Annotated in this window: 16 protein-coding genes and 1 pseudogene; 3 read left to right on the top strand and 14 right to left on the bottom strand. The window is 71.7% G+C overall.

The window, feature by feature from the left end; genetic code table 11:
• Window positions 1-54: 54 nt before the first annotated feature.
• The 8 genes from era to hrcA all read right to left on the bottom strand — a co-directional run bounded on the left by era (window position 55) and on the right by hrcA (window position 7,201).
• Entirely contained in the window at window positions 55-993 is a 939-nt protein-coding gene (gene era / locus DEI97_RS07260) for a GTPase Era (RefSeq protein WP_111076096.1), read from the bottom strand.
• On the bottom strand, window positions 990-2,321 hold the full coding sequence (locus DEI97_RS07255; RefSeq protein WP_308118770.1) for a hemolysin family protein: 1,332 nt from the start codon (window positions 2,319-2,321) through the stop codon (window positions 990-992). Before DEI97_RS07255 ends, era begins: the two co-directional genes overlap by 4 nt.
• Entirely contained in the window at window positions 2,318-2,779 is a 462-nt protein-coding gene (ybeY, locus tag DEI97_RS07250; protein ID WP_111076098.1) for an rRNA maturation RNase YbeY, read from the bottom strand. Before ybeY ends, DEI97_RS07255 begins: the two co-directional genes overlap by 4 nt.
• A complete protein-coding gene (locus DEI97_RS07245) occupies window positions 2,776-3,831 on the bottom strand; it encodes a PhoH family protein (protein ID WP_111076099.1) in 1,056 nt (351 codons plus the stop codon). The genes ybeY and DEI97_RS07245 overlap by 4 nt, the downstream gene beginning before the upstream one ends.
• On the bottom strand, window positions 3,821-4,174 hold the full coding sequence (locus tag DEI97_RS07240) for a histidine triad nucleotide-binding protein (RefSeq protein ID WP_111076100.1): 354 nt from the start codon (window positions 4,172-4,174) through the stop codon (window positions 3,821-3,823). The genes DEI97_RS07245 and DEI97_RS07240 overlap by 11 nt, the downstream gene beginning before the upstream one ends.
• Before the next feature lie 77 nt (window positions 4,175-4,251).
• Window positions 4,252-5,016: a 16S rRNA (uracil(1498)-N(3))-methyltransferase gene (locus DEI97_RS07235; RefSeq protein ID WP_111076101.1), complete on the bottom strand. Its 765-nt coding sequence runs from the start codon at window positions 5,014-5,016 to the stop codon at window positions 4,252-4,254.
• Complete coding sequence (gene dnaJ, locus DEI97_RS07230; RefSeq protein WP_111076102.1) at window positions 5,016-6,128, bottom strand: molecular chaperone DnaJ; 1,113 nt, start codon at window positions 6,126-6,128, stop codon at window positions 5,016-5,018. Before dnaJ ends, DEI97_RS07235 begins: the two co-directional genes overlap by 1 nt.
• Before the next feature lie 50 nt (window positions 6,129-6,178).
• Window positions 6,179-7,201, bottom strand: coding sequence for a heat-inducible transcriptional repressor HrcA (gene hrcA, locus DEI97_RS07225; protein WP_111076103.1), 1,023 nt, complete (start codon window positions 7,199-7,201; stop codon window positions 6,179-6,181).
• A gap of 120 nt (window positions 7,202-7,321) precedes the next feature.
• Here hrcA and DEI97_RS07220 point away from each other — a divergent pair, with 120 nt between their 5' ends.
• The gene (locus DEI97_RS07220) at window positions 7,322-7,771 is read left to right on the top strand and encodes a DUF4870 domain-containing protein (RefSeq protein ID WP_258376788.1); all 450 of its coding nucleotides are present in this window, start codon (window positions 7,322-7,324) and stop codon (window positions 7,769-7,771) included.
• 43 nt (window positions 7,772-7,814) lie between these two features.
• Here the strand turns inward: DEI97_RS07220 and hemW are convergent, their stop codons facing one another.
• A complete protein-coding gene (gene hemW / locus DEI97_RS07215) occupies window positions 7,815-9,032 on the bottom strand; it encodes a radical SAM family heme chaperone HemW (protein ID WP_111076136.1) in 1,218 nt (405 codons plus the stop codon).
• 29 nt (window positions 9,033-9,061) lie between these two features.
• Between hemW and DEI97_RS07210 the strand changes: the two genes are divergently transcribed.
• On the top strand, window positions 9,062-9,754 hold the full coding sequence (locus DEI97_RS07210; RefSeq protein WP_181439351.1) for an HAD family hydrolase: 693 nt from the start codon (window positions 9,062-9,064) through the stop codon (window positions 9,752-9,754).
• A 172-nt stretch (window positions 9,755-9,926) separates the two neighbouring features.
• Here the strand turns inward: DEI97_RS07210 and DEI97_RS07205 are convergent, their stop codons facing one another.
• The 3 genes from DEI97_RS07205 to DEI97_RS07195 all read right to left on the bottom strand — a co-directional run bounded on the left by DEI97_RS07205 (window position 9,927) and on the right by DEI97_RS07195 (window position 13,742).
• A complete protein-coding gene (locus DEI97_RS07205; RefSeq protein WP_258376789.1) occupies window positions 9,927-10,574 on the bottom strand; it encodes a DUF1990 domain-containing protein in 648 nt (215 codons plus the stop codon).
• On the bottom strand, window positions 10,571-12,418 hold the full coding sequence (gene lepA / locus DEI97_RS07200) for a translation elongation factor 4 (RefSeq protein ID WP_111076106.1): 1,848 nt from the start codon (window positions 12,416-12,418) through the stop codon (window positions 10,571-10,573). Before lepA ends, DEI97_RS07205 begins: the two co-directional genes overlap by 4 nt.
• An 82-nt stretch (window positions 12,419-12,500) precedes the next feature.
• A complete protein-coding gene (locus DEI97_RS07195; protein ID WP_111076107.1) occupies window positions 12,501-13,742 on the bottom strand; it encodes a pyridoxal phosphate-dependent aminotransferase in 1,242 nt (413 codons plus the stop codon).
• Window positions 13,743-13,945: 203 nt separating this feature from the next.
• Here DEI97_RS07195 and rpsT point away from each other — a divergent pair, with 203 nt between their 5' ends.
• Window positions 13,946-14,206: a 30S ribosomal protein S20 gene (gene rpsT / locus DEI97_RS07190; RefSeq protein ID WP_111076108.1), complete on the top strand. Its 261-nt coding sequence runs from the start codon at window positions 13,946-13,948 to the stop codon at window positions 14,204-14,206.
• A 593-nt stretch (window positions 14,207-14,799) separates the two neighbouring features.
• Here rpsT and holA read toward each other — a convergent pair.
• Both holA and DEI97_RS17710 read right to left on the bottom strand, forming a co-directional pair.
• Complete coding sequence (gene holA, locus DEI97_RS07185) at window positions 14,800-15,819, bottom strand: DNA polymerase III subunit delta (RefSeq protein ID WP_111076109.1); 1,020 nt, start codon at window positions 15,817-15,819, stop codon at window positions 14,800-14,802.
• Between the two features lie 911 nt (window positions 15,820-16,730).
• Window positions 16,731-17,792, bottom strand: a pseudogene (locus tag DEI97_RS17710) (ComEC/Rec2 family competence protein); the annotation flags it as partial.
• Between the last annotated feature and the right edge of the window lie 246 nt (window positions 17,793-18,038).

Below are 18,038 nucleotides of genomic sequence, written 5' to 3'. Positions count from 1 at the left end.
CCCCACGGTACGGCGCGCGGCCGCTCGGCGCGTCCGACCGTGGGATGACGTGGGTCAGAAGCCCAGGCGGCCGAGCTGCTTCGGGTCGCGCTGCCACTCCTTGGCGACCTTCACGCGGATGTTCAGGTAGACGTGCCGACCGAGCAGGCCCTCGATCTCGACCCGGGCCCGGGTGCCGACGTCCTTGAGTCGGCCGCCCTTGTGGCCGATGACGATCGACTTCTGGCTGTCCCGCTCGACGAACAGGTTCGCGAAGATGCGCAGCGGTCCGTTCGGGTCGTCGTCGGCGTCCGGCTCGACCATGTCCTCGATGACGACGGCGAGCGAGTGCGGCAGTTCGTCACGGACGCCCTCGAGTGCGGCTTCGCGGATCAGTTCGCCGATCCGCTCTTCGTCGGTCTCCTCGGTCACGGCGAGGTCGTCGTAGAGCTGCGGGGACTCCGGCAGCAGCGACACGACCTCGTCGATCAGGTCCTCGAGCTGCAGGCCCTCGGTGCCCGAGGTCGGGATGATCGCGTCCCACTCACGGAGGCGCGAGACCGCGAGCAGCTGCTCGGCGATCTTCTCCTTGCCCGAGCGGTCGATCTTCGTGACGATCGCGATCTTCTTCGCCCGGGGGTACTGGTCGAGCGTGTCGTTGATGAACCGGTCGCCCGGCCCGATCGGCTCGTTCGCCGGCACGCAGAAGCCGATCACGTCGACGTCACCGAGGGTGGACTGCACGAGGTCGTTCAGGCGCTCGCCCAGGAGCGTGCGCGGACGGTGCACGCCGGGGGTGTCGACGACGATGACCTGGCCGTGCGGGCGGTGCACGATGCCGCGGATGGCGCGTCGGGTGGTCTGCGGCTTCGACGAGGTGATCGCGACCTTCTGGCCGACCAGGGCGTTCGTCAGCGTCGACTTGCCGACGTTCGGGCGACCGACGAAGGAGACGAACCCCGCACGGTAGGGGGTCGTCGCCTCGGGAGCGGTGTCGGGTCCGGAGTCGGTCATGGCGTTCGTGTTCCCGTCGTGGAGTGGTCGGAGTCGCCGAAGGCCTGCTCGGCGGACGCCAGGTCGGCGGTCCGCTCGGCGACCACGGTGATGAGGTGGCGTCGCTTGCCCTCGACGCGGTCCGCGATGAGCAGGACCCCGGAGACCGTGACGGTGTCCCCGGCGGAGGGCAGGTGACCGAGCTCCTTGGTGAGCAGGCCACCGGCGGTGTCGACGTCGTCGTCGTCGAGCTCGATGCCGAACAGGTCGCCGAGCTCGTCGATGGGCAGCCGGGCCGAGACGCGCCAGCGACCGGGTTCGATCTCGGCTCGGTCGACCACGGCGCGGTCGTACTCGTCCGAGATGTCGCCGACGAGTTCCTCGATGAGGTCCTCCATCGTGACGAGGCCCGCGACCCCGCCGTACTCGTCGACCACGAGCACCAGGTGGTTCTTCGCCAGCTGCATGTGCCGCAGGGTCTCGTCGGCGGGCTTCGACTCCGGCAGGAACTCCGCCGGGCGGAGCATCGTGCGCACCGGGCGGGTGCCGACCTCGGGACGCTCGTAGAGGCCACGGGCCAGGTCGCGGAGGTACGCGACACCGAGGACGTCGTCGCTGTCACGGCCGATCACCGGCATCCGGGAGACACCGGTCGCCAGGAACTGCTCCATCACGGCGGCGATGGTGTCACCGGCGTCCGCGGTGACCATGTCGGTGCGGGGCACCATGACCTCGCGCACCAGGGTGTCACTGAACGCGAAGACCGAGTGGATGAGCTCGCGGTCGTCGGCCTCGAGCACGTTGCTCTCGGTCGCCTCGTCGACCAGGGAGAGCAGCTGCTCTTCGCTCGAGACGCTCGAGGCACTGCGGACGCGTCCGGGCGTGACCCGGTCGCCGATCGCGACGAGCAGCCCCGCCAGCGGACCGAGCACGATGCGGACACCGCGGACCAGTCCCCCGGTGGCGGCGATGATGCCCTCGGCGTGGGCGCGTCCGACGCTGCGCGGGCTCGACCCGACGAGCACGAACGACACCGCGGTCATCACGGCCGCGGACACGATCAGGGCGACCCACCACGTGTCGAACACCGTCACGAGGGCGATGGTCACGAGCACCGCGGCAGCCGTCTCGGCCAGGACGCGGAAGAAGTTCAGGGCGTTGACGTGGGCGCCGGGGTCGTCCGCCAGGGCCTCGATCGCACGACGGCGCTTGCTGCCGCGGGCGATCTCCTCGAGGTCGGCGCGCGACAGGACCGACAGGGCGGAGTCGGCGGCCGCGAGCAGTCCGCCGAGGACGACCAGCAGGAACGCCACCGCGAGCAGACCGGCGACGAGCAGCACTGCGGTCACCGCCCCCGGCGCTGGGCGGCGAAGGCCGTCAGGATCTCGCCCTGCAGACCGAACATCTCGGCCTTCTCCTCCGGCTCCGCGTGGTCGAAGCCGAGCAGGTGCAGGATGCCGTGGCACGTGAGCAGCAGGATCTCGTCGAGCGTCGAGTGCCCCGCGGTCTTCGCCTGTTCCTCGGCGACCTGCGGGCAGACCACGATGTCACCGAGCAACCCGGCGGGCGTCGGCTCGTCCTCGGTGCCCGGACGGAGCTCGTCCATCGGGAAGCTCAGCACGTCGGTGGGGCCGGGCTCGTCCATCCACCGGATGTGCAGCTGCTCCATCGCGCCCTCGTCGACGAAGACGATCGCGAGCTCGGCGTCGGCGTGGACGTGCATGGCGTCGAGCGCGAAGGCGGCGAGACGCTGCACGACGTCCTCGTCCACCGTCACACCGGACTCGTTGTTGAGCTCGATGCTCACCGGGTGCCTCCTCGGCGGTCGTCCTGCTGGTGGGGGCGCTTGGCGGCTTGCTCGACGAGACGTTCCTCGTCGTAGACGGTGTACGCGTCGACGATCCGGCCGACCAGGGTGTGGCGGACGACGTCCTCGCTGCCGAGGCGGGCGAAGTGGATGTCGTCGACCTCGTCCAGGATCCGCGTCACCAGGCGCAGACCCGAGACGTTGCCCGGCAGGTCGACCTGGGTGATGTCGCCCGTGATGACCATCTTCGAGCCGAAGCCGAGACGCGTCAGGAACATCTTCATCTGTTCCGGGGTGGTGTTCTGCGCCTCGTCCAGCACGACGAACGAGTCGTTGAGCGTGCGGCCACGCATGTACGCCAGCGGGGCGACCTCGACCGTGCCGGCGGCCAGGAGCTTCGGGACCAGTTCGGGGTCCATCATCTCGTTGAGCGCGTCGTACAGCGGGCGGAGGTACGGGTCGATCTTGTCGGTCAGCGTGCCGGGCAGGAACCCGAGCCGCTCGCCAGCCTCGACCGCGGGACGGGTCAGGATGATGCGCGAGACCTCGCGTCGCTGCAGGGCCTGCACCGCCTTCGCCATCGCCAGGTACGTCTTGCCGGTACCGGCCGGGCCGATGCCGAACGTGATGGTGTTCTCGTCGATGGCGTCGACGTAGGCACGCTGGCCGTCGGTCTTCGGACGCACCGACTTGCCCCGGCTGGACACGATCGGGGTGCCGAACACGTTCGACGGGCTGCGCTCTTCGTCGATGATGCGCGCCGAGGTCGGGATGTCCGACTGGCCGATGTCCTGCCCACGGCGGACCATGCCGACGAGTTCGTCGACCAGGGCCCGGGCACGCGTGACGTCGCGCTCCGGTCCGGCCAGCGTGACCTGGTTGCCGCGGACCAGGACCCGGACCGCGGGGTACTGGCGTTCGACGGTCTTCAGCAGGCGGTCCTGCGGTCCGAGCAACTGCACCATCGCGATGCCGTCGACGGTGAGTTCGGAGGTCGAGACGGGCTCCGAGGCCGACTGCGGCTCGGTGGTGGCTGGTTCGTCAGCTGGCAAGGGTGCCTTCCTGCAGGTCTCCTGCGAGTACGTGCGCGTGCACGTGGAACACGGTCTGACCGGCGGCTTCGCCGGTGTTGAACACGAGTCGGAACTGTCCGCCGGCGCGCTCGTCGGCGATGCGCTGGGCGGTCTGGACGACGTGCGCGAGCAGATCGGGGTCGGCGGCTGCGAGCTCGCCGACGTTCGCGTACGCCTGGGTCTTCGGCACGACCAGCACGTGGACGGGTGCCTTCGGGGCGATGTCCTCGAAGGCGATGACGCGGTCGTCCTCGGCGACGATGGTCGCCGGGATCTCGCGCGCGACGATCTTCGTGAAGACGCTGGGCTCGGTGCTGGTCATGGGCACCATCGTAGAACGCGCGACCGACGCCGCGCCTTCCCGGTCCGCCCCGATGCTCCGATCCACGCCGGACCGGCTCACCAGCGGCCGAGGCGGGCCTGCAGGACGGCCAGCGCCGCAGGTCCGGCGGTCGAGGTCCGGAGCACGGAGTCGCCGAGCCGGACCCGGACCGCGCCGGCCGCCTCGAGCCGCTCGAGCTCGGACGGCTCGATGCCGCCCTCGGGTCCGACCACCAGGGCGATCTCGTCGACGTCCGTCGGTGGCTCCCAGGTGGCGAGCCGCACCGAGGCGGTCGGTTCGAGCAGGACCAACTGGCGCCGGGCCTCCTGGCCGTCGTCCGCGGCTGCCGCTCCGGCCCCACCGGCGAGCTGCGCCGTCGTCACCGGGGCGACGACGTCGGGAACCCGCGCGCGGACGGCCTGCTTCGCGGCCTCCTGCGCGATCGACGCCCACCGGGCGCGACCCTTCTCGACCTTCGGGCCGTCCCAGCGCGAGACGCTGCGCGCCGCGGACCACGGCACGACCCGGTCGACACCGATCTCGGTCGCGGCCTGCACCGCCATCTCGTCACGGCCGCCCTTGGCGAGCGCCTGCACGAGGGTGAGCGACGGACGCGGCGCCGGCTCGACGCCGACGGACGCGACGGTCAGCAGGAGCGAGTCCTTGCCGACCGACGCGACCGTGCCGGCGACGACCGTGCCGCGGCCGTCCGAGAGCCGGAGCTGCTCACCGACGCGGACCCGCGACACCTTGACGGCGTGGCGACCCTCGGCGCCGTCGAGCGACACCTGGCCGCCCACCGTCACGTCGTCGAGGGTGTCGACGAGGTAGAGCGAAGCCATCAGAAGTTGAAGAACCGGTCGCGGAGCTTGCCGAACATGCCCTGCTGGAAGCGGGACAGCTGCGGGGCACCGGCCTTGTGGGACTTCGCGAGCTGTTCGACCAGCTGCCGCTCCTTGTGCGAGAGCTTGCTGGGCGTGACGACCTGGATGCCGACCTTGAGGTCACCGCGACCGGAGCCGCGGAGCTTCGTGACGCCGCGGTCCTTGATGACCAGGACGTCGGCGCTCTGCACACCGGGCCGGAGTTCGAGCTCGACCGGGCCGTCGAGCCCGTCGATCGTCGTCGTGGCGCCGAGGATCGCGTCGGTCATCGGGACCTCGAGCGTGGCGAGCAGGTCGTCGCCGTCACGGCTGAAGACGTCGTGGTGGCGCACCCGGACCTCGAGGTACAGGTCGCCGGCCGGACCGCCGGCGGGGCCGACCTCGCCCTGACCGGGCATCTGCAGGCGGAGGCCCGAATCGACGCCGGCGGGCACGTCGACCGGCACGGTGCGACGGGCACGGACGCGGCCCTGGCCCTGGCAGGTCGGGCACGGGTTCGGGATGACGGTGCCGTAACCGCGGCAGGTGCCGCACGGGGCGCTCGTCACGACGTTGCCGAGCAGCGAGCGGACCTGGCGCTGGATGTGGCCGGAGCCACCGCAGATGTCACACGTCTGCGGGCTCGTGCCGGGTGCGCAGCAGGAGCCGCCGCACGTGTCGCAGAGCACCGCGGTGTCGACCTCGAGGTCCTTGTGCGTGCCGAAGACGACCTCGTCGAGGTCGACCTCGAGCCGGAGCAGGGCGTCGCCACCGCGCTCGGCACGGCTGCGCGGACCGGTCCCCCGGCCGCCACCGCCACCCCCGCCGCCGAAGAAGGCGTCGAAGATGTCGCTGAACCCGCCGGCACCGGCGCCGAACCCGCCGTCCTGGGGGCCGGCGTCGAAGCGACGGCGCTGTTCCGGGTCGCTGAGGACGTCGTACGCGTGCGTGACGTCCTTGAAGCGTTCGGCGGCGTCGGGGCTCGGGTTCACGTCCGGGTGCAGTTCGCGAGCGAGCCGCCGGTACGCCTTCTTGATGTCGGCGTCGGAGGCGTCGCGCGGGACGCCGAGGACGTCGTAGTGGTCTGCCAAGTGTTCCTCAGGGGGTGCGTGGGTGGACGGGGTGGAGGGGTGTCCGGCGGTCAGTTCTCGCCGAGCAGCCGGGACAGGTAGCGGGCGACCGCACGGACCGCGGCCATGTTCGTGCCGTAGTCCATCCTGGTCGGACCGAGGACGCCCAGTCGGGCGATCTCACCGCGGGCGGCCAGGTAGCCGCCGGCGACGATGCTCGTGGCGTCGAGACCGTACTCGGCGTTCTCACGCCCGATGCTCGCCGCCACCGCGATGTCGTCGACCTGCATCTCGCCGAACAACCGGAGCAGGGTGACCTGTTCCTCGATCGCCTCGAGCACGGGGAAGAGCCCGCCGGAGAAGTCCTGCTCGCTCTTCGCCAGGTTCGCGGCACCGGCCATCAGCAGGCGGTCCTGCCGGTTCGCGGCGACCTGTTCGACCAGGCTCGCGACCACGACGCCGGCGAGCGGCTGGACCGCGGGCCGGAGCTGACCGGGGATCTCGCGGAGGGCCCGCGGGGCGTCCTGCAGCAGCAGGCCCACGGTCGCGCCGTTGACCAGGGTGCGGAGCTCGGAGAGCGCGGACTCGTCGAAGGGGACGTCGGTCTCGATGACCCGCTGCTCGACCCGGGCGGTGTCGGTGATGAGGACCACCATCAACCGGGTGTCGGCGAGCCGGACGAGTTCGACGTGCTGGACCCGTGCGTGGCCCATCGTCGGGTACTGCACGAGTGCGACCTGGTTCGTCAGCTGACTGAGCAGCCGGACGGTGCGGGTGAGGACGTCGTCGAGGTCGTTGGAGGCGCCGAGGAAGGTCTCGATCGCCTGGCGCTGCGCCCCCGAGAGCGGTCGGGCCGCGGCCAGGTGGTCGACGAACACCCGGTAGCCCTTGTCGGTGGGCACCCGGCCGGACGAGGTGTGCGGGGCGATGATGAGCTGCTCGTCCTCGAGCTGCGCCATGTCGTTGCGGATCGTCGCGGCGCTGACGCCGAAGGCGTGGCGTTCGACGATGGTCTTCGAGCCGACGGGTTCGCGGGAGGCCACGTAGTCGCGCACGATGGCCTTGAGGACCTCGAGGCTCCGTTCGCTGACCATCGGTTCCCTCCGCTCGTGTCGATCCGTACCCGCTGGCACTCTCACCTGCCGAGTGCTGATCCTACGCCCGACCGCCGACGAGACGGGACTTCTCCACGGGCGTCTCGGTACGCTGCGGGCATGAGCGACGGACACGGACCCGGCGGTGGGCAGTACCCGGGAGGCCAGTACCCCGGTGGGCAGTACAGCGGCGGAAAGCAGCCCGGGGACCAGTACCCGTCCGGCTACCGACCCCCGCAGCCGATGAGCCCCGAGGACCAGCGCCTCTGGGCGACGCTGACGCACGTCGGCGGGATCTTCTCCAACGTCCTGGTGCCGGTCATCGCCTACTTCGTCCTGCGCGACCGCGGGAACTTCGTCCGCGAGCACACTCGTGCGGCGCTGAACTTCCACATCACGATGGCGATCGCCTACTTCGCCGGCGTCCTGACCTCGGTGCTCGGCATCGGGATCCTGGTCATCGCGGCCACCGGGATCGTGTCGATCGTGTTCGGCGTCCTGGCCGCCCTCGCGGCGAACCAGGGGCAGTTCTACCGCTACCCGCTCTCGATCGAGTTCATCAAGCGGTAGGAAGCACGTGCAGTAGGGAGCACGTGCAGCGCTCCCCGTCCGCTCAGTCGAGCAGGTCCCGCACCACGGCGTCGGCGAGCAGGCGGCCCGACAGCGTCAGCTCCAGCGTCCCCCCGAGCGCCGCCCGGCCGTCCACGAGACCACGTGCGATGAGGCCGGCGACGCGACCACGGGCCTCCTGGCGGAGCTCGTCGACCCGCAGCTCACCGCGGACCCGCGCCGCGAGCAGGACCCGCTCCACGTAGCGCGTCTCGTCGTCCAGGGTCTCGCGGCCGGCGGCCGGGGACACGTCCTGCAGCACCTTGCCCGCGTAGGCGGCCGGGTGCTTGACGTTCCACCAGCGAGTGCCGGCGACGGCGGAGTGCGCGCCCGGGCCGATGCCCCACCAGTCGTGGCCCTTCCAGTAGGACAGGTTGTGCCGACTGGCGTGCTCGGGGCCGCGCGACCAGTTCGAGACCTCGTACCAGTCGTACCCGGCGTCGCCGAGGACCTGGTCGGCGAGCTCGTACATGTCGGCGGCCAGGTCGTCGTCCGGCGCCGGCAGCTCACCGCGGGACACGGCACGACCCATCGCGGTGCCGTCCTCGACGATGAGCGAGTACGCGGACACGTGGTCCGGGGCGCAGGCGATCGCCGCGTCGAGCGAGGTGCGCCAGTCGTCGAGCGACTCGCCCGGCGTCGAGTAGATGAGGTCCAGGCTGACGTCGAGGCCCTGCTGCTTCGCCAGGTCCACCACGACCGGCACCCGCTCGGGGTCGTGGGTGCGGTCGAGGGTCGCGAGGACGTGCGGCACCGCGGACTGCATGCCGTAGCTCATCCGCGTGAAACCGGCACGCTGCAGCGTCGCGATCGAGTCCGCGTCGACGGAGTCCGGGTTCGCCTCGGTCGTGACCTCGGCCCCGGGCAGGATCCCCCAGGTGTCGTCGATCGCCCGGAGGATCATCGCCAGGTCGGACGCCGGCAGCATCGTCGGGGTGCCGCCGCCGAAGAACACGGTCGACACGGGGCGGCGCGGGACGCCGGAGCGCTCGAGCACCTGGTCGGCGAACGCGATCTCCCGCAGGGCGTGGCCGGCGTAGTCGTCACGCCGGACCCCGCGCAGCTCGGACGCCGTGTACGTGTTGAAGTCGCAGTAGCCGCAGCGCACCCGGCAGAAGGGCACGTGCACGTAGACGCCGAACGGGACGTCGCCCGCTCCGGGTGCCGGTGCGACCAGTCCGTCCGACGGAGCGGGATCGGCGATCGGGAGAGCACTCGGCATGGAGACCATTGTCCGTCATCATGGACGGCATGGAGCACCAGCCGGTCACCACCACGGTCCTCTGGGACATCGACGGCACCCTCGTGCGCAACGCCGCGTCTCCGGGGAACCTGTACCACCTGGCGCTCGAACGGGCGCTCGGCCGCGACCTCCCGCAGCTCGTCGGTCACCAGCACGGTCGGACCGACGCCGGCATCATCGTCGAGCACGTCCGCGCCCACCGGCTCGACGACGGCCTGGTCCCGACCGTCAGCGGCCACCTCCGCGACCTGTCCGAGGAACGGCACCGGTCCGGCGACCGCCGCACCCCCGCCCCGGGTGCCCTCGCACTGGTCCGGCGCTTCGCCGACCTCGGGTGGCGGAACGGCCTGCTGACCGGCAACTCCGCCTACCGCGCCCGCGTCAAGCTGCTCGGCGCCGGCTTCGACGTGGACGTCTTCGACTGGGAGCACTCGTACTTCGGGGACACCGAGGTCGAGCGGGCCGGCGTCACCGCCGTCGCGGCTGCGGCGCTGTCCGGATCCCGGGCGGTCATCGTCGGCGACACCCCGCGGGACGGCGAGGCCGCCGACGCGGTGGGGATCCCGTTCGTCGCGGTCGCGACCGGCGCGTACGACGTGGCGGCGCTGCGGGCGACGAGCGCCGTGGCCGTCGCGCGGGACTGCGTCCAGGACGCGGGACTCATCGAGGAGGCGATCGCGGGGCTGGCGCCGCTCGGTTGAGCAGGCCGGCGGGCGCGGGGCTGCCTGACGGGCCCGGGGCTGCCTGACGGGCCCGGGGCTGCCTGATGGGCGCGCGGCTGCCTGACGGGCGCGCGGCTGCCTGACGGGCGCGGGGCGGGCCTCCAGGCCGGGAGGCACGTGACCGGTCACCGGGACCGGTCACGCCGTCGGGTCAGTCGCCGCGCAGGGCGGCGAGGTACTTCTCCGCCATCACCCGCTGCTGGCGGCGCAGCAACGGCGCGACGAAGCGCCACTTGCGACTGGCTGGCTGCGAGAACTGGCGGACCTGCAGCCAGACCGAGCCGTCCGGCGTGCGCTCGACGACGAATGACTCCTCGCCCGAGAGCGGGTGGCCGTCGAGCGTGCCGTACGCGAAGCCCTTGCGGTCGCGCTCGTCGATGATCGCGACGACCCGGACCGGTGCCTGCACCGTCTGCCCGAAGGCGTGCATCGTCAGCGTCGCCGTGGTGCCCGCCGTGATGAGCGGGGTGCCGTCGGGCGTGGTCTTCTCGACCCGGGGCGTGCCGATCGAAGCCGGCGCGATCGGGACGCCCTGCTCGTCGAAGGTCACCGGGTTGTAGCGGACCTCGTCGTCCTCGGGCGTGTCCTCGACGTGCACGCCCATGCCGCTGCGCTCCTGGATCTGCCAGGTGAGCGCCTGCATGACGGCGGTCTCGAACCGCTGGTCGCCGTGCCCGATGCGTGCGCGGGACTCGGCGGGCACGAAGCCCTCCGGCGGGTAGGTCATCAGGTCCGACGCCTGCGTCGCCCCGACGGCACCGTAGGTCAGCGCCGTGCGGTGCTGGTGTCCGCGGCTCACTTCTTCTTCTCTTCCACGTCACCGGAGAGGGCGGCGATGAAGGCCTCCTGCGGGACCTCGACCCGGCCGATCGTCTTCATGCGCTTCTTGCCCTCCTTCTGCTTCTCGAGGAGCTTGCGCTTGCGGGTGATGTCACCGCCGTAGCACTTCGCCAGGACGTCCTTGCGCATCGCGCGGATGCTCTCGCGGGCGATGATGCGGGCGCCGATCGCGGCCTGGATCGGGACCTCGAACTGCTGGCGCGGGATGAGCTTGCGCAGCCGCTCGGTCATCAGCGTGCCGTACGCGTACGCCTTCTCGCGGTGCACGATCGCGCTGAACGCATCGACCTGGTCGCCCTGCAGCAGGATGTCGACCTTGACGAGGTCGGCTGCCTGGTCACCGGTGGGCTCGTAGTCCAGGCTGGCGTAGCCCTGGGTCTTGCTCTTCAACTGGTCGAAGAAGTCGAACACGATCTCGCCGAGGGGCATCTCGTAGCGGATCTCGACCCGGTCCTCACCGAGGTACTCCATGCCGAGCAGGGAGCCGCGGCGCTGCTGGCAGAGCTCCATGATCGCGCCGACGTAGTCCTTCGGCGCCAGGATCGCGGCACGGACCATCGGCTCGCGGACCTCGAGGATGCGGCCCGTCGGGAACTCGGACGGGTTCGTGACCTCGGTGACCTCGTTGTCCTCGGTCGTGACCGCGTAGACCACGCTCGGGGCGGTGGTGATGAGGTCGAGGGCGAACTCGCGCGACAGCCGTTCGGTGATGATCTCGAGGTGCAGCAGGCCGAGGAAGCCGCAGCGGAAGCCGAAGCCCAGCGCGACGGAGGTCTCGGGCTCGTAGACGAGCGCGGCGTCGGAGAGCTTGAGCTTGTCGAGCGCTTCGCGGAGCACCGGGTAGTCGCTGCCGTCGATCGGGTACAGGCCCGAGAAGACCATCGGCTTCGGGTCCGTGTAGCCGGGCAGGGCCTGGGTCGCCGGACGCAGTGCGCTCGTCACCGTGTCGCCGACCTTCGACTGGCGGACGTCCTTCACACCGGTGATGAGGTACCCGACCTCGCCGACCGAGAGGCCCTTCGTCGGGGTCGGCTCGGGGCTCGACACCCCGATCTCGAGGATCTCGTGCGTCGACTTGGTCGACATCATCTGGACCTTCTCGCGCGGCTTGATCGAGCCGTCGATCATGCGCACGTAGGTGACGACACCGCGGTAGCTGTCGTAGACCGAGTCGAAGATCATCGCGCGGGGTGCGGCGTCGACGGTGCCGACCGGGGCCGGCACGGTGCGGACGACGCGGTCGAGCAGTTCGGCGACACCCTCGCCGGTCTTGCCGGAGACGCGGAGGACGTCCTCCGGCTTGCCGCCGATGAGCTGCGCGAGCTCGGCGGCGTACTTCTCCGGCTCGGCTGCCGGCAGGTCGATCTTGTTGAGGACCGGGATGATCTCGAGGTCGTTCTCGAGCGCCAGGTACAGGTTCGCGAGTGTCTGCGCCTCGATGCCCTGCGCGGCGTCGACGAGCAGGATCGCGCCCTCGCACGCGGCCAGGGAGCGGGAGACCTCGTACGAGAAGTCGACGTGCCCGGGGGTGTCGATCATGTTCAGCGCGAAGGTCTCACCGTCGAGCTCCCACGGCATGCGGACGGCCTGCGACTTGATGGTGATGCCGCGCTCGCGCTCGATGTCCATCCGGTCGAGGTACTGCGCGCGCATCGCCCGGTCCTCGACGATGCCGGTGATCGAGAGCATGCGGTCGGCCAGCGTGGACTTGCCGTGGTCGATGTGCGCGATGATGCAGAAGTTGCGGATCGCGGCGGCCGGCGTCGAGGCGGGCTCGAGCGGCGCAGATGCTTGTGGGCTCACGGTTCCTCGGGGTGGGTCGGACGGTCCGTCGATTGTCCCATGCTCACGCCTCGGCGGCGCGCACCGGGCGGGCGGACCCTGGTCAGGCGCCTGTCGCCGGGGCGTCGGTCGCTGGGGCGTCCGTCGCTCGGGCGTCGGTCGCTCGGGCGTCCGTCGCTGGGGCGTCCGTCGCGTGGGTTCCGGCGGTGGGGACCGGCAGCGCGCCGAGTCCGTGACGCAGGTCCTCGGCCGACGCCGCCAGGCAGACCCGGATCCAGCCCTCACCGGTCCGGCCGAACGCACTGCCCGGCGCGACCGCCACCCGTTCGCGCTGGAGGAACGCCAGGGCCCACTCGGCGACGTCACCCTGGGTGGCGTGCGAGACGTCGATCCACAGGTAGAACGCGCCCTGTGGGTCGTTGTAGCGGATGCCGGCGGCGTCCAGTACCCCGGTTGCGATCTCGAGGTTCTCGCGGTAGTGCTCGCGGGCGTCCTGCACCGACGAGTGGTCGCCGACGATCGCCGCGAGGGCCGCCCACTGGTCGGGCTCCGCGACGCAGCTGATGATCGACTCCTGCACGGTCCGCATCGTCGGGCCGAGGCCCTTCGGCGTGACGAGGTAGCCGACCCGCACCCCGGTCATCGCGTACGTCTTGCTCAAGGAGAACGCCGAGAAGACCCGGTCGTCCTCGTCGAGGGACGCCAGGCTGACGTGCCGGGTGCCGTAGGTGAAGTACTCGTAGACCTCGTCGCTGATCACCCACAGGTCGTGGCGCTTCGCGAGCGCCAACAGGTCCCGCAGCGTCTGCTCGCCGAAGACGGTGCCGAGGGGGTTGGACGGGGAGTTCACGATGATGGCGCGCGTGCGGTCGGTGATCCGCGCCTCCAGGGCCGCGAGGTCGGGCTCGAACCCGTGCGCCGGCGACAGCTGGTACGGCACCGGGTCCGCACCGATGATGTGGGCGTTCATCGTGAAGGTCGTGTAGCCGGGGTCCGGCACCAGGACCTCGTCGCCGGGCGAGAGCACGAGCGTCATCGCGGTGAACAGCGCCTGGGTCGCGCCCACCGTGACCCAGATCTGCTCGAGGTCCGCCTCGACGCGGTTCTCGCGACGGAGCTTGTCCTGGATCGCGTGCCGCAGCTGCGGGATGCCGCCGTTCGGCCCGTAGTCGGTGCGGTCCTCGGCCCACGCGCGACGTGCGGCGTCACCGATGTGCTTCGCGACCGGGACGTCCGGCTCGCCGATCACGAGCATCGTCACGTCGTCGAGCAGGGCTGCCTGTTCGAACACCCGGCGGATGCCCGACGGCGGGACGGTGTCGATGCGGGGTGCGAGGGACGGCATGTCGACACCGTATCCGCTCGTGTTCAGGCACCGGACTCGGCGCCACGCTGACCGTGTCGGGCTTTGGTCCGGACGGGTCGGCCTGGTAACGTTTGTCGCTGGCTTACGCGTTCCGTCGCCCACGGGTGGAACGCGATGCGACGAAGGGCCCCTCTACCCGGGATCGCAACCACCCGTCCGAGACGAAACCAGGAGCAACACGCATGGCGAACATCAAGTCGCAGCTCAAGCGCATCAAGACCAACCAGAAGGCCACCGACCGCAACAAGGCGTACAAGTCGGAGCTCAAGACGTACATCCGCCACACCAACGAGGCGATCGCCACGGGCGACAAGGACAAGGCCGTTGCCGCCCTGTCGCTCGCGGCGAAGAAGCTCGACAAGGCCGTGAGCAAGGGTGTCATCCACAAGAACCAGGCCGCGAACCGCAAGTCGGCCATCGCGAAGAAGGTCTCGGCTCTCTGAGTCCTCGACCTGCTGCCTCAGTTCTGAGGCGCTGACGAAGGCCCCGTACCGATGGTGCGGGGCCTTCGTCGTTCCCGGGGGCGGGGCCGCGGGGGCGGGTGCGGCGCCGACGCCGCGGCCGGTTCCGTTCGGCTGCGCCCAACAGCAACCACCCCGAACCACGGGATGCCGCGGTTCGAGCGGGATCCGGTTGGGCGCAGCCGATCGGCACCACGCGGCGCCGGCGGGCGCCCCGGCCGCCCCCGCTGCCCCGGGCGCGAGCCGCGCTCAGGCCGGTGCCGTTCGGCTGCGCCCAACCGCAACCACTCCGAACCACGGGATGCCGCGGTTCGAGCGGGATCCGGTTGGGCGTAGCCGATCGGCACCACGCGGTGCCGGCGGGCGCCCCGGCCGCCCCCGCTACCCCGGGTGCGAGCCGCGCTCAGGCCGGTTCCGTTCGGCTGCGCGCAACAGCAACCACCCCGAACCACGGGATGCCGCGGTTCGAGCGGGATCCGGTTGGGCGCAGCCGATCGGCACCACGCGGGGCCGGCGGGCGCCGGCAGCAGGGTGGGCGGGGCCGCTCCGCCGACGGCCGGGAGGCTCGGTGCCGGTCAGCGCTCCTCGCCGCGTCGGGCGATGGTGCGGACCATCACCTCGAGCGCGAAGTGGGCGTCGCGGGATCCGCCCTTCACCGCGGCGTCGGCGGTCGCGATGCTCATGATGGCGTTCGCGAGGCCCGCTTCGCTCCAGCCGGCGACGTCGCGCTGGGCTCGCTGTACCTGCCACGGCGCCATGCCGAGCGCCGAGGCCGCCTGGCCGCTCGACCCGCGGAAGGAACTGACCTTCGCCATCGTGCGGATCTTGCTCGCGAACGCGGCGACGATCGGCACCGGGGCCTCGCCCGTCGCCAGGGCGTGCCGGAGCTCGACGATGGCCGGCGCGGATCGTCCGGCCAGGGCGATGTCAGCGACCTTGAACGCGTTCGTCTCGACGCGGCCGCCGTAGTACTTGTCGACGGTGCGGTCGGTGATCTCAGCAGCCTCGTCGGCGAGGAGCTGTCGGCACGCTGCGGCGAGTTCGGCCAGGTCGTCGGCGAAGGCGGCCACGAGGGTGCGCACGGCGGAGGGGGCGATCTTCCGTCGGGCAGCGCGGAACTCGGCGTTGACGAAGTCGATCCGGTCGGTGTCGCGCTTGATCTCGTCGCACTGCACCTCGATGCCGCCGCCGACCCCGCTGCGGATGGTGTCGAGGAGCTTCTTGCCCCGGACTCCCCCGCCGTGCCGGAGCACCAGGGTGACGTCGTCGGCCGGGTTCTGCAGGTAGGAGATCGTCTCGGTGATGAAGGCGTCGGTGCACTTCTCGACGTTCGTGACCCGGACGAGTCGGGGCTCACCGAACAAGGAGGGACTCGCCAGGGTCGACAGCAGTCCGGGGGCGTACTGGTCCGCCTCGAGGTCGTGCACCTCGAGCGCCGGGTCCTCGCCGACGAGCAGGTCGCGGAGCATGCCGATCGACCGCTCCGCCAGGAACGTCTCGGCGCCGGTGACCAGGACGACCGGGGCCGGGCGGATCGCCGACCACGGGATCTGGTCGATCTTCGCTGCGGCGCGTGCGGGCTTCTTGGCGGGCATGCGGGTCCTTCCGGTGGTGCTGGGCGACGACGACGTCCAGGCCCGTGCATCGGCGGCGCGGTGCCGGTCGGCGTCGCACCGATCCTACGGGCGGCAGCCGACGCCCCGGCGTCGCGAGTCCTCCCGGCGGCAGCCGACGCCCCGCCCCCACGACCCATCCGAAGGGCAGCCGATGCCACCGTCGCGACCCATCGGGGGCAGCAGCCGAGTCCCCCGGCGTCGCGAGTCCTCCGGGCAGCAGCCGACGCCCCGCTGTCGCGACCCGTCCACGCGGCAGCCGACGCCCCGATGCCGCGCTCCGTCCACACCTCGACGGGCCGACGACCATCACCGCCGACGGCCGACCCGCCTGCCGCAGCCCCCGCGTCCCCGCCGTCCCCCGCGTCACTCCCGCCGCGCACCACGATCGTCCCCGACCGGTCCGTGCGGTACGGCATCGTCCCCGCGGCGGCCAGCATCTCCAGCGCGCTGGGCGTCGGGTGCCCGTAGTCGTTGTCCGCGCCGACGCCGATGAGCCCGACCCGGGCACCGAGCACCCGGTACAGCTCGGGGTCCTGATCTGCCGAGCCGTGGTGGGCGACCTTCACGACGTCGACCGGCGCCAGGGCCTCCGGCGGCGCGCTCCGCGACAGCCGACGCTGGGCGTCCTCACCGAGGTCCCCGAGGAGCACCGCGCTGACGCATCCCGGGCAGGGGCGCTCCGGTGCGGGATCGACGCGGAGGACGAGACTCGCCGCGTTGCCCGCTCGCTCGTCGCCCTCCGGCGGCCACAGCACCTGCCAGCGGAGGTCCCCGAGCAGCCCGGTGGTCCGGTCGGCCGCCTGGCGGACGTCGACCCCGGCGCTCCGCAGGTCACCGACGACGCGGTCGTCCGCCGTCCTGCCGACCGGACCGACCAGGGCGGTCTCGACCCGCGTCGCGACCGAGGCCACGGCGCCGACGTGGTCGCGGTCGAAGTGGGTCAGGACGAGCAGGTCGATCCGGTCCACACCGAGGAGGGCCAGACAGGCCGTCAGCCGGGCGTCATCGTCCCCGGTGTCGACGAGGGCCGTCCGACCAGCGCTCCGGAGCAGCGTGGCGTCACCCTGCCCGACATCGCACATCGCGATGGTCCAGCCGGTCGGCACACTGCCCCGGACCACGACCGCAGGCACGGCGACCGACCCGATCCCGACGATGACCGTCAGCACGGCGACGCCGGACAGCAGCCGTCGGAGCCGTGCCCGGACGAGCACCCCGACCGCGAGTGCGGCGCTCACCACCCCGGCGGCGACGACCCCGCCGGGTCCCGACGGCCACGGTGCCGAGGCCACCGGCAACCCGGCCGCGCCGTGTGCGATGAGCCCGATGCCGGCGGCCGGCACCCACCCGACGGTCGCGAGCAACCCGGCCCCGGCCGGCCACAGCGGTGCGAGCAGGCATGCGACGAGACCGACGACGGTGGCGACCGGGGCCAGCACCTCGGCGAGCAGGTTCGCCGGGACCGCGTACGTCGGCAGGGCGGGAGCGAGTGGGATCGTCACCGGCCAGCAGGCCACCTGCGCCGCGATCGGGATCGCCACGGCGGCTGCGACGGGCGTCCAGACCCACCGCGCGAGCAGGTCGGTGAGCGGTGCGGCGAGGACCACGATGCCGACGGTCGCCAGCACCGACAGTGCGAAGGCGAACGAGCGGGCCACCCACGGATCGGCGACGAGCATGCCGACGGCCGCCAGGGCGATGAGCGGCACGCCCCGCACCGGCCGTCCGCTGAGGTGCACGACGAGCACCACGATCGCCATCACGGTCGCGCGCGTGATCGACGGGTCAGGCCGGACGAGCACGACGAACCCGAGCAGCACGACAACGGCCGCTGCCGCACGGAGGACCCTCGGTGCGCCGGTCACCCGACCGAGCAGCACCACGAGACCGACCAGGACCGCGCAGTTCGACCCCGAGACCGCCGTCAGGTGGGTCAGCGCCGAGGTCTCCATCGCCTGCTCCGTCTCGGCGTCGAGCCCGGACCGGTCCCCGATCGCGAGCCCGCGGAGGAGCGGCCCGCCCGGCTCCGGCAGGTCCGCGGTGACGGCGACGAACGCCGCTCGGGCGTCCGAGCTGGCGCCGAGGACCCCGGTCGGTCCGGCCCGCGTCGCGACGGCTCCGCGAGCGAAGAGCACGACGCTGGTCGTGGAACCGGGTTCGTCGCTCTGTAGCTGACCGCGGACGGAGACGACCGTCCC

It is taken from the genome of Curtobacterium sp. MCLR17_032 (assembly GCF_003234795.2).
GTDB lineage: Bacteria > Actinomycetota > Actinomycetes > Actinomycetales > Microbacteriaceae > Curtobacterium.
This window is presented reverse-complemented; position numbering and strand designations above follow the sequence as displayed.

Excerpts from the sequence above, each read along its gene's own strand:
- era (WP_111076096.1), bottom strand. The coding sequence starts at position 993 with ATGACCGACTCCGGACCCGACACCGCTCCCGAGGCGACGACCCCCTAC.
- rpsT (WP_111076108.1), top strand. The coding sequence starts at position 13,946 with ATGGCGAACATCAAGTCGCAGCTCAAGCGCATCAAGACCAACCAGAAG.
- hemW (WP_111076136.1), bottom strand. The coding sequence starts at position 9,032 with ATGCCGAGTGCTCTCCCGATCGCCGATCCCGCTCCGTCGGACGGACTG.
- DEI97_RS07220 (WP_258376788.1), top strand. The coding sequence starts at position 7,322 with ATGAGCGACGGACACGGACCCGGCGGTGGGCAGTACCCGGGAGGCCAG.
- DEI97_RS07235 (WP_111076101.1), bottom strand. The coding sequence starts at position 5,016 with ATGGCTTCGCTCTACCTCGTCGACACCCTCGACGACGTGACGGTGGGC.
- DEI97_RS07210 (WP_181439351.1), top strand. The coding sequence starts at position 9,062 with ATGGAGCACCAGCCGGTCACCACCACGGTCCTCTGGGACATCGACGGC.
- DEI97_RS07195 (WP_111076107.1), bottom strand. The coding sequence starts at position 13,742 with ATGCCGTCCCTCGCACCCCGCATCGACACCGTCCCGCCGTCGGGCATC.
- hrcA (WP_111076103.1), bottom strand. The coding sequence starts at position 7,201 with ATGGTCAGCGAACGGAGCCTCGAGGTCCTCAAGGCCATCGTGCGCGAC.
- DEI97_RS07240 (WP_111076100.1), bottom strand. The coding sequence starts at position 4,174 with ATGACCAGCACCGAGCCCAGCGTCTTCACGAAGATCGTCGCGCGCGAG.
- holA (WP_111076109.1), bottom strand. The coding sequence starts at position 15,819 with ATGCCCGCCAAGAAGCCCGCACGCGCCGCAGCGAAGATCGACCAGATC.